Origin of the sequence: Staphylococcus equorum, from assembly GCF_001747895.1 — a bacterium.
Classification (GTDB): domain Bacteria; phylum Bacillota; class Bacilli; order Staphylococcales; family Staphylococcaceae; genus Staphylococcus; species Staphylococcus equorum_A.
Window position 1 is genome coordinate 574423 of record NZ_LNNB01000009.1, and the last position, 15440, is coordinate 589862.

The window sequence follows — 15440 nt, forward strand, 5'->3', positions numbered from 1 at the left end:
ATAATCATCATTACCATGTTTATACTGACATTATATCTTTTTCTTTTTCTTCTAATAATTTATCAATTTCTTTAATTGAGTTGTCAGTTAATTTTTGTACATCATCTGTTTGTGATCTTAAATCATCTTCAGTGATATCGCCATTTTTCTCTTGTTTTTTAAGTACATCATTTGAATCACGACGAACATTTCTAACTGCTACTTTCGCATCTTCGCCAATTTTCTTAACATCTTTTACAAGCTCTTTACGGCGCTCTTCAGTTAATGCCGGAATAACAATACGTATAACTTCTCCATCACTTGAAGGATTCACACCTAAGTTAGCAGCGTTGATTGCTTTTTCAATATTACCAACAGATGATTTATCATATGGTGCAATTACTAATAAACGTGCTTCTGGCACATTGATACTAGCAAGTTGTTGAACTGGTGTTGGAGCACCGTAGTAATCAACATTTACGCCATTTAATAAATTGGAATTGGCTCTTCCAGCACTAATATTAGCTAATTCTCTTGAAAGATTATCAACAGATTTTTGCATTTTTGATTTCGTATCATTAATAATGTCGCTCATTGTCATACACCTCTAATTATTTTGTTATTATTGTTCCTATTTTTTCACCCATTACTGCACGTTTAATATTACCTTCTTCAGTAATTGAGAACACATTCAACGGAATATTGTTATCCATACAGAATGAAGATGCTGTTGAATCCATTACTTGTAAACCATCTTGTAACATTTGAATATGAGTAAGATGTTCATACTTAATAGCATTAGGGTCTACTTTTGGATCAGCAGAGTAAACGCCATCAACATTATTTTTACCCATTAAGATAACATCGGCTTCAACTTCAGCCGCACGTAAAGCTGCTGTAGTATCAGTTGAGAAGTATGGATTACCAATTCCCGCTGCAAAAATAACTACACGTTTTTTCTCTAAGTGTCTAATTGCACGACGACGAATGTATGGTTCTGCAACTTGTTTCATTTCAATTGAAGTTAAAACGCGTGTGTCGCATTCTAATTGTTCAAGGCTGTCTTGTAACGCTAAAGCATTCATTACCGTTGCTAACATACCCATGTAATCAGCAGTACCACGATCCATGCCTAAGTCACTACCCGTTTTACCTCTCCAAATATTACCTCCGCCAACGATAACTGCAATTTCGCAATCCATCTTTGCAACTTCGGCTACTTGTTCAGCCACACTTTTAATCGTAATTGGATTAATTCCAAATCCATCGTTACCTGCTAGTGCTTCGCCACTTAATTTTAAAACAACACGATCGTATTTAGAAGTTTGAGCCATTGTCTTATCCTCTCTATTGTAAAAATATGTAATTGATACAAGTAAAGAAGACACAATAGGTCTTCCAATACAAAAGTAAATCTTTCATACGGAGCACAAAGGTGTCTTCTTTCTTGTTTTAACTATGAAAAATTATTTCATTTGTCCTTTTACTTCGTCAGCAAAGTTTTCTTCACGTTTTTCCATGCCTTCGCCTACTTCATAACGTAAGAAGTCAACAAGTTTTCCACCTTTTGATTTCAAGAAAGCTTCAACTGTTTGATCAGGATCTTTTACAAAGTTTTGGTCAACTGCACAAATTTCTTGTAAATATTTACGTAAACGACCTTCAACCATTTTTTCTACAATTTTTTCTGGTTTGCCTTCGTTTAGTGCTTGTTGTTTTAAAACTTCTCTTTCGTGATTAATTTCATCTTCGCTTACTTGTTCAGATGAAACATATTTAGGGTTGATTGCAGCAATGTGCATAGCTACGTCTTTAGCAGCTTGGCCATCAGTTGAACCTTCAACTACAGTTAACACACCGATACGTCCGCCCATGTGTAAATAAGAACCAAAAGCATCGTTATCTGATTTTGTTCTAATAGCAAAACGACGGATACTTAATTTTTCGCCGATAGTTGAGATAGATTCTTTAACACGTTGGTCTACTGATTTACCATCAGCTAATGTAGTTTCTAATAATGCTTCTACTGTTTCAACTTTTGTTTCTAATACTTGGTTAGCAATTTCTTTCACTAATTCTTGGAAACCTTCGTTACGAGCTACGAAGTCAGTTTCTGCATTAATTTCTACAATTGCTGCTTCATTGCCTTTTTCTTCAACATGAACTAGACCTTCTGCCGCAATACGGTCAGATTTTTTAGCAGCTTTTGCGATACCTTTTTCACGTAAGTAATCAACAGCTTTGTCGATGTCACCATCAGTTTCTGTTAACGCTTTTTTACAGTCCATCATACCTGCACCAGTTTTTTCACGTAATTCTTTTACAAGTTTAGCTGAAATTGCCATTTCATATTCCTCCATTATTTAATGAATTTTAATATATTTGTTTTTAAAAAAGGGTGATAAGCTTGAATATCTTATCACCCATTTTACATTATTCTTAGTTTGATTCAACAGAAGTGTTTTCTTCAGTTGTTCCTGCTTCAGTAGCTTCTTTTGATTCATTTAAATCAATATTTTGTTCTGCTGCTACTTCTTCATTAGATACACCTTGTTGACCTTCTAAGATCGCATCTGCCATTTTACCAGTTAATAATTTAACGGCACGAATAGCATCGTCGTTTGCTGGGATAACGTAATCAATTTCATCTGGATCACAGTTAGTATCCACAATACCAACGATAGGGATGTGTAATTTGCGTGCTTCAGCAATTGCGTTGCGCTCTTTACGAGGGTCAACTACAAATAATGCTTGAGGCATTGATTTCATATCACGAATTCCGCCTAAGAATTTGATTAAACGGTCGTATTCTTTTTTAAGTTCTACAACTTCTTTTTTAGGTAATACTTCGAATAAGCCATCTTCTTCCATTTTTTCAATTTCAGAGATGCGTTTGATACGTTTAGAAATTGTTTTATAGTTAGTTAAGATTCCACCTAACCATCTTTGGTTTACATAGAATTGACCAGCACGTTCTGCTTCAGCTTTCACTGAGTCTTGTGCTTGTTTTTTCGTACCAACGAATAAAACTTTTCCGCCATCTTCTGATACTTGTTTAATGAAGTTATAAGCTTCTTCTACTTTTTTCACTGTTTTTTGTAAATCGATAATGTAAATACCGTTTCTTTCAGTGAAAATGTATCTTTTCATTTTTGGGTTCCAACGACGTGTTTGGTGACCAAAGTGAACGCCTGCTTCTAGTAATTGTTTCATTGAAATTACTGCCATAATTAAAATCCTCCTATTGGTTTATTACCTCCACAAAAAGCTCATATAAACACGATAACTAAATATCGCACCCTTTATACTTATACTTTTTATGTGCGTATTGGCTTCATAGCCGTGAATAAATATATCATATTTGTGTTTATAAAGCAATACTTTCACATTACTATTTCACACATTAAAAGAACATCTAAAAGTCTTATGATTTAGACGCTCTTTTTGATGATATATTTTTAAATTCATTTACGTATTTATTATTTAATTCTTTCTAGCTCATCTAAGAATTTTTCTTTTTTCACTTTAATAAATGTACCTTTCATTCCTAAAGAACGCGATTCAATAACACCAGCACTTTCAAGTTTACGCAAAGCATTAACAATAACTGAACGTGTAATACCTACTCTATCAGCAACTTTTGATGCAATAAGTAATCCTTCTTTACCACCTAATTCTTCAAAGATATGCTCGATTGCTTCACTTTCAGAATATGATAAAGAATTAATTGCCATGCTAATAGAAGCTTTGTCTCTTGCTTCTTGTTCAACTTCACTATGTTTTTCACGTAAGATTTCCATGCCAATAACTGTAGCAGCATATTCGCCAAGAACTAAATCATTCTCAGAGAAATCTTCTTGAACACGTCCAAGGACTAAAGTACCTAATCTTTCACCGCCACCTAAAATCGGGAAAATTGTAGTTCTGCTGATTTTGAATAAATCTTTGTTTTCTGGTGGGAACACTGATAATACGTTTTCAATATCAATGTTAGATTGTGTCTCTCTAACATCCATTAGTTTATCCGTATATTCTTTAGGTATGTGTCTATTTTCAAGCATTTGTATAATACGATCATTTTTCAATAATTCATTTAAACTTGATCCTAAAATCTTTCCTTTTCTAGAAACAATAAATACATTTGTTACTGTTACACTACTTATTGTTTGTGCTACATCCTTAAAATCAACGGCAATACCTTTGTGCTTTTGCAAAAGTGTATTTAATTCTCTAGTTTTCGATAATAAGCTCATATTCCTTCTCCTTTTTATTTATATTATAAAATAAATGCACTTAAATCTTTGTTTGTTGAAATTGATTTCAACTTATCATCAACATATTGTGGTGTGATGTCTACAACCGCATTGGGCATACTTGGTGCTTCAAATGATAAATCTTCTAGCATCTTTTCAAGTATGGTATGCAAACGACGTGCGCCAATGTTATCAGTATCTTGGTTTACCTGGAAGGCAATTTCTGCCAGACGTTTAATCGCGTCATCGGTAAAGTTGACTGTCACTTCTTCTGTTTGAAGTAGCGCTTCATATTGTTTGATAAGTGATAATTTCGGTTCAGTCAAGATTCTTACAAAATCTTCTACTGAAAGACTTTCTAATTCAACACGAATTGGGAAACGACCTTGCAGCTCAGGAATTAAATCACTTGGTTTAGCCACGTGGAATGCTCCAGCACCAATAAATAGCATATGTTCAGTGTTAACAGTACCATATTTCGTTTGTACCATGCTACCTTCAAGTATTGGTAAAATATCTCTCTGAACGCCTTGTCGAGACACATCTTGACCTGAATTTTGATTGTTAGTTGCAACTTTATCGATTTCATCAATAAATATAATACCCATTTGCTCGGCAAGTTCGATTGCTTGTTGATTTGCTGATTCTTGATCAATCAGTTCATCGGCAAATTGATCCGTTAATATTTTACGTGCTGTTTGTACAGGGACTTCTCTTTCAACTTTTTTCTTAGGCATGAGTTGTTTCATCATATCTTGCATTTGTTCATTTTGATTTGTGCCTAACATCCCCATAGCGCCTGGGTCTTGCTCTACTTTTAATCTTACTTTTTCTTCTTCCAATTCACCATTCAATAATTGTTGTTTAATTTCAGAACGCTTTGTCTTGATTTCTTCTGTAGGCGTATCCTCTTCTTCTTCATTGTTTTGACCAAAGTTTGGCATCGAACCACCAAATAATGATTCTAAAGGATTATTCCCACTGTTATTCGCATTATTCGCTTTTTGCTTCATACTAGGTACTAAAAGTTTTACTAATTTTTCATTTGCTTTTTGCTTCGCTTCTTCTTCGACTAAAGCTTTCTTTTGTTCTTTAACTAGTCTAATAGCTACGTCAACTAAATCTCTTACCATGCTCTCAACATCTCGACCGACATAGCCTACTTCTGTAAATTTAGTTGCTTCTACCTTTATAAAAGGTGCACCTACAACTTTAGCCATTCTTCTTGCTATTTCTGTCTTACCTACACCTGTTGGTCCAATCATCAAAATATTTTTGGGTGCAATCTCTTGTTTAGCTTCATCAGCTAAAAGACTTCGTCTATATCTATTTCTTAATGCAATTGCTACTTTGCGTTTTGCATCATCTTGTCCAACAATGTATTCATTCAATTTTGAAACGATATCTTTTGGTGTTAATTTAATGCCAGTCGTTTCCATAAAATAAATTACCTCCGTAATTTTGATTTCAATTATTCTAAAAATTATTTTTAAATTTATTTATTATTACTATATCCTAAATTTTTACAATTATACATTTTTATTTTTTCATTGCGCTTTTTTAGTTTTAACTTTTATAATTTTTCAACTACGATTTGATCATTTGTAAACACACAAATATCAGATGCAACTTTTAAACTTTCATAAGCCATTTCTTCTGCAGTTAAGTTTGTGGCATGACGTTTCAAGGCTCTTCCAGCACTCAAAGCGTAATTACCACCTGAACCAATTGCTATTAAAGCATCATCTGGTGCAATCACTTCTCCTGTACCACTTACAACAAGGATTGAATCCTCATCCATAACGATTAACATTGCTTCTAGTTGACGCAGTTGTTTGTCACCTCTCCATTCCTGAGCTAATTCAACTGCGGCTCTTTCTAAATTACCACCAAATTGTTGTAGTTTAGTCTCGAACTTTTCGAATAACGTAAATGCATCTGCAACGCTTCCTGCAAATCCTGCTAAAACTTTATCGTTGTATAAGCGTCTAACCTTACGTGCTGTTTGTTTCATGATCACTTGTTCACCAAGTGTTACTTGACCATCACCTGCCATTGCTGAATGGCCGTTATGTTGCACTGCAAAAATCGTTGTCGCATGAATAGATGTACTCATAATCTAATTCTCCTTTTTTGCACGAGGATGTGCGTTTAAATATACTTTTCTTAATTGTTCATTTGTAACATGTGTGTAGCGACCTGTAGTCGATAAATTCACATGACCTAGCAATGATTGAACGGTACGTAAATCAGCACCCTGATTAAGCATGTGTGTTGCAAATGTATGTCTTAATTTATGTGGGTGAATATCCGTGACGCCAGCTGTACGTTTTACAACATCGTTCAACACATAACGAACGCCGCGCTCTGTGATAGGCGCACCGTTCATATTTACTAATAAATAATTATGATCACTTTTGTTTTTAGGTTTAAATAATTCTAAATATCGTTCTATACTTTGTTTACAAAATTCCCCAAACGGAATAAAACGTTCTTTACCGCCTTTACCTAACACTTTTACACCAGGTGAATTCATATCTAAATCACGCTCTTTTATATGGACTAACTCCGAAACCCTTATCCCTGTTGCATAAAGGAGTTCCAAAATCACTCTATCTCTCAAACCTTTTTTCGGGTCTTTTTCAACAGTATCAAATAAAGCTTCCATTTCTTCTTCATAAAAAAAGTGTGGTAAGTATTGTTCTTTCTTGGGATGCACTAATTGAACAAATGGATTTATAACTTTTTCATCTTGCGTCATCCAATATTCATAAAAACTTCTCAGCGTAGAAATTTTACGAGAAACTGAGGTTCTTTTCAAGTTTTTCGAATATAAATAACTTAGATAGTTTCTTGCATCTTTATATTCGAATGCAGATAACTCTAAATATTCTTGACTTAAAAATACATTAAACTGTTCTAAATCATCGTGGTATGACTTTAAAGTATGCTCTGAAAACTGTCGTTCAACTTTTAGCATAAATAAATATGCCTGCTGGATTTCTTCCAATAAAAACCCCTCCATCAATATGAATTGTAGCATATTGATGAAGGGGACTGCGAAAAATAACTATTAAATTGAGTCAAACTTACAAAATTTTTAGAAAATGGTTATATCAACGAATATTTTATAAAGTTTGCTTATAATTATCTAGATACGATAACGCGCGATCTGCAAGTTTTTCATAACGTAATTTTTTATCTTTAACACGATTTTCTAAAGTTGGCAGTAAACCAAAATTCGCATTCATTGGCTGGAAATTTTTCTCGTTTTTAGCATGAGAAATATAATATGCCATACTTCCAATCATTGTTTCTCTTGGAAATACTACGCCGCCTTTACCTTTAATTTTATGCGCTACGTTGATGCCTGCTACTAAACCACTTGCTGCACTTTCAACATAACCTTCAACGCCAGTCATTTGGCCAGCAAAATGAACTTCTTCTCTACCTATCAACTCATACTTTTCCGTCAACACGTCTGGCGAGTTAATAAATGTATTTCGATGCATCACACCATATCTTACAATTTCTACATTTTCTAAACCAGGAATTAAACGTATAACGTCTTTTTGTGCTCCCCATTTTAAATGTGTTTGAAAACCTACAAGATTATATAATGTACCAGCTGCATCATCTTGTCTCAATTGTACGACTGCATATGGACGTTCGCCTGTCTTAGGATCTTCTAGCCCAACTGGTTTCATAGGTCCAAACAATAAAGTTTTACGCCCACGTTCCGCCATAACTTCAAAAGGCATACATCCTTCAAAATATTTTTCTTTCTCGAATTCATTTACTGGTGCAACTTCTGCTTCCATCAATGCATCATAAAATGTATTGAATTCTTCTTCAGTCATTGGACAGTTCAGATATGCTGCTTCACCTTTATCATAACGAGATTTCAAATATACTTTATTCATATCTATACTTTCTTTTTCAATTATTGGAGCTGCGGCATCATAAAAATACAATTGATCTTCACCAGTAGCTTCAACAATTTCAGCAGCCAATTTTTCTGTTGTTAATGGACCAGTAGCAATGATTGTATAACCTTCAGGTATGCTATTAATCTCTTCATTTAACACTGTAACATTGGGATGATTTTTTAAAATTTCTGTAACGTAACCAGCAAAATCATGTCGATCTACTGCTAACGCACCACCAGCAGGTACTCTTGCTTTGTCTGCTGCATTAATAATAAGTGAATCAAGACGTCTCATCTCTTCCTTGAGTACACCAACTGCATTCGTTAACGCATTGCCACGTAATGAGTTTGAACAAACTAATTCAGCAAATTGATCAGTGTGATGTGCTGGTGTTTGCTTCACTGGCCTCATCTCTATTAAATTAACTTTAATCCCTCTTTGAGCTAATTGATATGCTGCTTCTGAGCCAGCTAGACCAGCCCCGATAACATTGACAGTTTGAGTCATTTAATTTCCTCCAATACATTAAAAATAGCAACTACGACATCATATCATAATTATAAATATATGCGTCTACATTATAAATATGTGTCGTTAGTTGCTTATAGAATTATTAACAATATTCGTAATGTACGTTTGTATTACGCAATAATTAATAAATGATATGTTTGTTTATTTTTGCAGTTCTTCTTTATAATCACAGTTTGAACAAATAACCTGACTTTTACGTCCTTGTTTTTTCTCAACAAGATATTGTTCACATTTAGGACAATCACGACCTACAGGTTTATCCCATGTAACGAAGTCACACTCAGGATATTTTGAACAACCGAAGAAAATACGGTTCTTTTTAGATTTGCGTTCAACGACATCGCCCTCTTTACATTTAGGACAAGTCACGCCAATCGTTTTGATAATGGCTTTCGTGTTACGACAGTCTGGGAAGTTAGAACATGCCATGAATTTACCATAGCGTCCCATTTTAATTACCATCGGAGATCCGCATAGTTCGCAATCTTCTCCAGCTGGTTCATCTTTAATTTCAATTTTTTCCATTTCTTCTTCTGCACGTTCAACATCTTGACTAAAACTACTGTAAAAATCACGAATTACTTTTTTCCAAGGAATTTCGCCATCAGCTACTTTATCCAATAATGTTTCCATGTTTACAGTAAAGTCGACATCAATGATTTCAGGGAAATAATCCTTCACTTGTTCATGAACGATTTCACCTAGTTCAGTTGGAACAAATCGCTTACTTTCATTTTTTACATAATTTCTTTTTTGTATCGTATCTATTGTCGGTGCATACGTAGATGGTCGACCAATTTTCAATTCTTCCATTGTTTTTACTAAACGCGCTTCAGTATAACGCGGCGGTGGTTGCGTGTAATGTTGAGAAGGTTCGATATTAGTTGCTGTAACCATTTCGCCTTCTTCAATATTAGGTAATTTATTTTCTTTACCGCCTTCATCGTCGTCTGTAGTTTCAATGTATAGTGTCATGAAGCCTTTAAACTTAATTGTTTGTCCATTCGCACGGAATTTTAAATCATTTTGTGTTAAATCCATAGCAACAGTATCAAGAATCGCAGGTGCCATTTGACTTGCGACAAAACGTTCCCAAATTAATTTATATAGTCTGTGTTGATCACGCGTTAAATAATTTTTCATTTCATTTGGTGTACGCAATGTTCCAGATGGTCTGATTGCTTCATGGGCATCTTGATCGCCTTGTTGTCCTTTAGCTTTACGATTTGACGTATAGTTATTACCATACGTTTCTTCAATATAACTTTTCGCTTCAGTTTTAGCTTGATCAGATACTCTTGTTGAATCTGTACGCATATATGTGATTAAACCGACTGTACCTTGTCGTTTCAAATCAATACCTTCGTACAATTGCTGCGCAAGCATCATTGTTTTTCGTGCTTTGAAGTTCAATTTGCGCGCAGCTTCTTGTTGTAATGTTGATGTTGTAAATGGATTAGATGGATAACGTGTTTTTTCTTTTTTAGTTACTTTCGTTACCTCGAACTGGTCTCCATCTAATTGTGTTGTAATTTTTTCTACATCATCTTTATTCGTTAACTTAAATGGCTTATTTTTTAAATGAAGGAATTTGGCATTGAATTTGGATTTCTTATATCTAAATTCGCCTTCAATTTTCCAATATTCTTCTGGTTTAAAGTTTCTGATTTCATTTTCGCGATCAATAACTAATCTAAGTGCAACAGATTGGACACGTCCAGCTGATAAACCTTTTTTAACTTTTTTCCACAATACCGGCGATATATTATAACCAACTAAACGGTCTAATATACGTCTCGCTTGCTGAGCGTCAACAAGATTCATCTCTATGCCTCTAGGATGTTTAAAGCTATCTTTCACAGCATCTTTTGTTATTTCATTAAATACTACTCTATTTTCTACTGATTCTTCTAAATTTAATATGTTCGCCAAATGCCAAGCAATTGCCTCACCTTCACGGTCAGGGTCACTCGCTAAGAATATTTTTTTTGCTTTCTTAGCATGTTTTTTAAGTTCTTTAACAACTGGACCTTTGCCGCGTATCGTAATATATTTTGGCTCAAAATCATTTTCATCATCTACGCCCATTTGGCTACGTGGCAAGTCTCTAACATGCCCCATAGATGCGATAACTTTATATTTTTTACCTAAATATTTTTCAATGGTTTTAGCTTTTGCAGGCGATTCAACTATGACTAAATTTTCTGTCAAAGTAGTTACCCCCTTGCATTTCTAATTACAAAGATAAATGATAAACGGTCTATTTTGTTTTTGTCAATGTTTTTAATTTTAAGTTACCTGGATTTCTAAGAATATTGACTAAAAAACAAAACAAATGTCATCGTAATTTCATAATTATAAAATGCCTTTTCTTTCATTAATAAACTTCCATTTAATGTCCATTAGATTCAATTAAATTTCAATTATAATCTATTAATATATCACTTGCTTTTAAAACAATTTTTGCTCCTTCTTGAGCACTTAATAAATTTCCTTCAGTCATCGGATTAAAGATAGAACCTGGTAGTATGTATACTTCTCTATTTTGTTCTAAGGCAAAATTCGTTGTAATACATGTGCCACTATTTGCTTTAGATTCTGTAATCAATACACCTTTTGACAATCCACTTATTATTCTATTACGCTCAGGAAAATGATGCTTTTGCGGTCTTTGAAAAGGAAGGTATTCACTCACTACAAGTCCTTCGCTTTCTAATCGTTTTCTAATTCCAAACGTTTCTTTTGGATAATGTTGTAAATGACCAAAACCTAGTACTGCAATTGCAGACATATTCATCGATAAAGCATGTTCGTGTGCCATTTTATCTGCGCCTTTAGCTAAGCCAGAGATTATGGTTAAGTTTCCTTTTTTAAATGAAGGAAAAAGAAAGTTCAATGCTTTTTGACTATATTCTGTCGCATGCCTTGACCCTATAATAGCAAGAGTTTGAGGAGATTGCATTAAAGATAGCTTTCCCTTATAGAAAAGAATGAGTGGTGGTTCATAGATTTCACGAAGTAAAATGGGATATGTAGACTGTTCTATTGAAATGTACTTTAAATTCCATTGTCGTAACAATGTTATTATGTTTTTAACTTCTATATTTAGATATTGCTTATAAATTTCTGCTTTTCGCTTTGTTTTTAATGTACTTAAAAATTGTTTGAGTCCATGATTTTGTTCCACTTGATCATAGTCTAAAAAACTAGGATTACACCTTAACAGTTGATGTATTTGGTGTGTCGTTAAACCTGAAAAACGTAATTTTAAATATTCGTGTTCTCTCATTATAATTCTCCTTTTCATCTCAATTATAATGGAAAACAGCAGTAGTTTAGATTACAAAATTACATCATTTTCTATTGAAAAGTAACAAGATTTTAAGGAGTAATTCTCTATTTTAAATTCACTTCAAACTAGAATTACCTTATATTTTAATGACTAAAATAAAGCTTATGTACGTATTACTTCTAACTAAGATTAACCAAGTACTAAAAACTTTCAATCATTTTTCTTCTATTATAAAAGTAACTACAACAAGTGTCATAAAACAATGGTTATGCAACTTAAAATTTCTCTTCTGTAAATTGAATCCTTCAAATTTATAAAACTTATAAAGAAATTTACGCAACAAAAAACGGTTGATAAGAAAAGAATATCTATGCCTATCAACCGCGAGTATTATATTATCTAAAATGTTTGAATACGTAAAATAGCACAAACTCCGACATATTTTCGGAATTTGTGCTGGGTTTGTACAATACAATTATTGTTTTACAGTTAATAATTGTTCATAGATGCCTGCTTCTTTAGCTGCATCAATTAATGTTGTACCAATTTCTGATGGTGTATCTGCAGTTTTAACACCACAATTGTTAAGTGTTTTAACTTTTTCTTCAGCAGTACCTTTACCGCCTGAAATAATCGCACCGGCATGGCCCATACGTTTACCTGGAGGGGCTGTTTGTCCTCCGACGAAGCCTACTACAGGTTTAGTCATGTTAGCTTTAATCCATTCAGCAGCTTCTTCTTCTGCTGTTCCACCGATTTCACCAATCATAACGACTGCTTTTGTTTCATCGTCTTCATTAAATGCTTTTAGCACATCAATAAAGTTTGTACCATTGACTGGATCGCCACCGATACCTACGGCTGTTGTTTGACCAATACCTTCTTCAGTTAATTGGTGTACAGCTTCATAAGTTAAAGTACCTGAACGAGATACTACGCCTACGTGACCTTTTTTGTGAATATAGCCTGGCATGATACCAATTTTAGATTCATCAGCAGTAATAACACCCGGACAGTTAGGTCCAATAACACGTGTTTCTTTACCTTCTGAGTAACGTTTAACTTTAACCATATCAATTACTGGAATATGTTCTGTAATACAGATAGCTAAATCTAATTCTGCATCTATACATTCTAAAATTGCATCTGCTGCGAATGGCGCAGGTACATAGATAACAGATACTGTAGCACCTGTTTCTTTTTGTGCTTCTTCAACTGTATTGAATACTGGTACACCTTCTACTACTTGTCCGCCTTTACCTGGTGTTACCCCAGCAACAATTTGTGTACCATATTCAAGCATCTGTTTTGTATGGAAAAGGGCAGTTGACCCTGTGATACCTTGTACAATTACTTTTGTATTTTTATCAATAAATACGCTCATGTTAGTGCTCCCATCCTTTCCTACGCTTCTTTAACAAGTTTTACGATTTTTTGTGCGCCTTCTGCCATAGTTGCAGCTGATTCAATTGCTAAGCCAGAATCTTTAAGAATTTCTTTACCTTTTTCAACATTTGTACCTTCTAAACGTACAACAAGCGGTAAAGTAAGCTCTACTTCTTTAACTGCAGCAACGATACCTTCAGCAATAATGTCACATTTCATGATTCCACCAAAGATATTAACAAAAATACCTTTTACGTTGTCATCACCTAAAATGATTTTAAATGCTTCAGTAACTTTTTCTTTAGTTGCACCGCCCCCTACATCTAGGAAGTTCGCCGGATTGCCACCAAAGTGGTTAATTGTATCCATAGTTGCCATAGCTAAACCAGCACCATTTACCATACAACCGATGTCTCCATCTAATGCAATATATGATAAATCGTACTTAGAAGCTTCGATTTCTTTTGGATCTTCTTCTTCTAAATCGCGTAATTCTAGGATATCTTTATGTTTAAATAATGCATTATCATCAAAGTTAACTTTTGCATCTAATGCCAAAACATTACCATCATTAGTTGTTACTAATGGGTTTATTTCTACAATAGAACAGTCTTTTTCGATGAAAACATTATAAAGTGAAACTAAAAATTTAGCTGCTTTATTAATTGATTCTTTTGGAATATTAATATTAAAAGCGATTCTTCTAGCTTGATATGGTGCTAAACCAACAATAGGATCAATAGTTTCTTTGAATATTTTTTCAGGTGATTCAGCAGCAACTTCTTCAATTTCAGTTCCGCCTTCTTCTGATGCCATCAAAGTAACACTGTCAGTCGCACGATCAATTACAAATCCAACATAATATTCTTTTTGAATATCGCAGCCCTCTTCTATGTAAAGGCGCTTAATTTCTTTACCTTCAGGACCAGTTTGATGTGTTACAAGCGTCTTACCTAATAATTCTTTAGCGTAAGTTTCAACTTCAGATAGTGATTTAGCGATTTTAACTCCACCTGCTTTACCTCTACCCCCAGCGTGAATCTGTGCTTTTACCACATATACTTTTGAATTTAATTCTTTTGCTTTTTCTACCGCTTCGTCAGCAGTGAACGCTACGCGTCCTTCTGGGACAGCAACGCCCATAGTACGAAATAATGCTTTACCTTGATACTCGTGGATATTCATTCTCCATCCTCCTGTTTCTTAGGTTAAGTTCATAACTAATTATATGAAATGTAAGCGCTGTTGTAAACTCATTTAGCCCAGTTATTTAAATCTTTTGTTTTTTACCATTAATTTGAAAGTGATTTAATTGGTTCAAAAGTTTTTCTGTGTTCATTTATAATGCCGTGCTGACTTATACCATTTAAATGTTGTTGAGTGCCATACCCAACATTTTTTTCGAAGCCGTAACCTGGGTGTTTAACTGCAAGTTCGCGCATATATCTATCTCTATGTTCTTTGGCTAACACACTTGCTGCTGCTATAGATACACTTTTGGCATCTCCTTTAACTAATGATGTTTGAGGAATATCTACATCTAGTGTCATCGCATCTATCAGTAAATGTGTAGGCTTAACAGATAAAGCCTCAACTGCTCTTTTCATTGCCAATTTAGTTGCTTCATAGATATTAATTTGATCAATTTCTTCAACTGTCGCCACACCATACGCGTATGCGTATACTTCTGATAATAATTGCGTTTCTAAAAAATTTCTTTTCTTTGCAGAGAGTTGTTTTGAGTCATTTAAGCCTGTGAAATGGTGATCCTTATTTAAAATGACTGCACAAGTAACAACAGGACCAGCTAACGGCCCTCTCCCCACCTCATCTATGCCACAAATTAACGCTTTGTCATCATCAGCTAGTATTTGATTTTCATAATAAGACATCACTTTATAATTTTCTAGTAATGTTTGAACTTTTTCCAATTGTTTTCTTCTAGAAACAATTGCATTTTGTACACCCTTACGATCATCGTTGTTGACAGAATGATTTTTTAAAGTTTCTAGTGAGTGAATATCTTGTAACAATAATTTAATTTCTTGAATAGTTTGTTTCATAAATATA

The 15440-nt window shown here is 34.1% G+C and carries 14 protein-coding genes; all 14 read right to left on the reverse strand.

Going from position 1 to position 15440, the window contains the following annotated elements; all coding sequences use genetic code 11:
* Positions 1–19 precede the first annotated feature (19 nt).
* On the reverse strand, positions 20–574 hold the full coding sequence (frr, locus tag AST02_RS04680; protein ID WP_069816033.1) for a ribosome recycling factor: 555 nt from the start codon (positions 572–574) through the stop codon (positions 20–22).
* 16 nt (positions 575–590) lie between these two features.
* The gene (gene pyrH / locus AST02_RS04685; protein ID WP_021338738.1) at positions 591–1313 is read right to left on the reverse strand and encodes a UMP kinase; all 723 of its coding nucleotides are present in this window, start codon (positions 1311–1313) and stop codon (positions 591–593) included.
* A 132-nt stretch (positions 1314–1445) separates the two neighbouring features.
* Entirely contained in the window at positions 1446–2324 is an 879-nt protein-coding gene (tsf, locus tag AST02_RS04690; RefSeq protein ID WP_069816035.1) for a translation elongation factor Ts, read from the reverse strand.
* A 94-nt stretch (positions 2325–2418) separates the two neighbouring features.
* Positions 2419–3207 (reverse strand): 30S ribosomal protein S2, encoded by a 789-nt coding sequence (gene rpsB / locus AST02_RS04695; protein WP_069816037.1) that lies wholly within the window; start codon positions 3205–3207, stop codon positions 2419–2421.
* A gap of 251 nt (positions 3208–3458) precedes the next feature.
* Positions 3459–4232, reverse strand: coding sequence for a GTP-sensing pleiotropic transcriptional regulator CodY (gene codY, locus AST02_RS04700; protein ID WP_002507859.1), 774 nt, complete (start codon positions 4230–4232; stop codon positions 3459–3461).
* 23 nt (positions 4233–4255) lie between these two features.
* Positions 4256–5671, reverse strand: a complete 1416-nt coding sequence (gene hslU / locus AST02_RS04705; RefSeq protein ID WP_069816039.1) for an ATP-dependent protease ATPase subunit HslU — start codon at positions 5669–5671, stop codon at positions 4256–4258.
* A gap of 134 nt (positions 5672–5805) precedes the next feature.
* The gene (hslV, locus tag AST02_RS04710; protein WP_002507861.1) at positions 5806–6348 is read right to left on the reverse strand and encodes an ATP-dependent protease subunit HslV; all 543 of its coding nucleotides are present in this window, start codon (positions 6346–6348) and stop codon (positions 5806–5808) included.
* Between the two features lie 3 nt (positions 6349–6351).
* Positions 6352–7242, reverse strand: coding sequence for a tyrosine recombinase XerC (xerC, locus tag AST02_RS04715; RefSeq protein WP_069816041.1), 891 nt, complete (start codon positions 7240–7242; stop codon positions 6352–6354).
* Between the two features lie 118 nt (positions 7243–7360).
* Positions 7361–8668: an FADH(2)-oxidizing methylenetetrahydrofolate--tRNA-(uracil(54)-C(5))-methyltransferase TrmFO gene (trmFO, locus tag AST02_RS04720; protein ID WP_069816043.1), complete on the reverse strand. Its 1308-nt coding sequence runs from the start codon at positions 8666–8668 to the stop codon at positions 7361–7363.
* Positions 8669–8833: 165 nt separating this feature from the next.
* Positions 8834–10903, reverse strand: coding sequence for a type I DNA topoisomerase (topA, locus tag AST02_RS04725; protein WP_069816044.1), 2070 nt, complete (start codon positions 10901–10903; stop codon positions 8834–8836).
* A 208-nt stretch (positions 10904–11111) separates the two neighbouring features.
* Positions 11112–11981, reverse strand: coding sequence for a DNA-processing protein DprA (gene dprA / locus AST02_RS04730; RefSeq protein WP_069816046.1), 870 nt, complete (start codon positions 11979–11981; stop codon positions 11112–11114).
* A gap of 478 nt (positions 11982–12459) precedes the next feature.
* Positions 12460–13368, reverse strand: coding sequence for a succinate--CoA ligase subunit alpha (gene sucD, locus AST02_RS04735; protein ID WP_065367410.1), 909 nt, complete (start codon positions 13366–13368; stop codon positions 12460–12462).
* 20 nt (positions 13369–13388) lie between these two features.
* Positions 13389–14555, reverse strand: a complete 1167-nt coding sequence (gene sucC, locus AST02_RS04740) for an ADP-forming succinate--CoA ligase subunit beta (protein ID WP_069816048.1) — start codon at positions 14553–14555, stop codon at positions 13389–13391.
* Between the two features lie 107 nt (positions 14556–14662).
* Entirely contained in the window at positions 14663–15433 is a 771-nt protein-coding gene (locus AST02_RS04745; RefSeq protein ID WP_069816050.1) for a ribonuclease HII, read from the reverse strand.
* Positions 15434–15440: the final 7 nt, after the last annotated feature.

Coding starts and splice junctions, on each gene's coding strand:
- rpsB (WP_069816037.1), bottom strand. CDS start 3,207: ATGGCAGTAATTTCAATGAAACAATTACTAGAAGCAGGCGTTCACTTT.
- sucD (WP_065367410.1), bottom strand. CDS start 13,368: ATGAGCGTATTTATTGATAAAAATACAAAAGTAATTGTACAAGGTATC.
- hslU (WP_069816039.1), bottom strand. CDS start 5,671: ATGGAAACGACTGGCATTAAATTAACACCAAAAGATATCGTTTCAAAA.
- frr (WP_069816033.1), bottom strand. CDS start 574: ATGAGCGACATTATTAATGATACGAAATCAAAAATGCAAAAATCTGTT.
- AST02_RS04745 (WP_069816050.1), bottom strand. CDS start 15,433: ATGAAACAAACTATTCAAGAAATTAAATTATTGTTACAAGATATTCAC.
- dprA (WP_069816046.1), bottom strand. CDS start 11,981: ATGAGAGAACACGAATATTTAAAATTACGTTTTTCAGGTTTAACGACA.
- codY (WP_002507859.1), bottom strand. CDS start 4,232: ATGAGCTTATTATCGAAAACTAGAGAATTAAATACACTTTTGCAAAAG.
- sucC (WP_069816048.1), bottom strand. CDS start 14,555: ATGAATATCCACGAGTATCAAGGTAAAGCATTATTTCGTACTATGGGC.
- pyrH (WP_021338738.1), bottom strand. CDS start 1,313: ATGGCTCAAACTTCTAAATACGATCGTGTTGTTTTAAAATTAAGTGGC.
- hslV (WP_002507861.1), bottom strand. CDS start 6,348: ATGAGTACATCTATTCATGCGACAACGATTTTTGCAGTGCAACATAAC.
- trmFO (WP_069816043.1), bottom strand. CDS start 8,668: ATGACTCAAACTGTCAATGTTATCGGGGCTGGTCTAGCTGGCTCAGAA.
- tsf (WP_069816035.1), bottom strand. CDS start 2,324: ATGGCAATTTCAGCTAAACTTGTAAAAGAATTACGTGAAAAAACTGGT.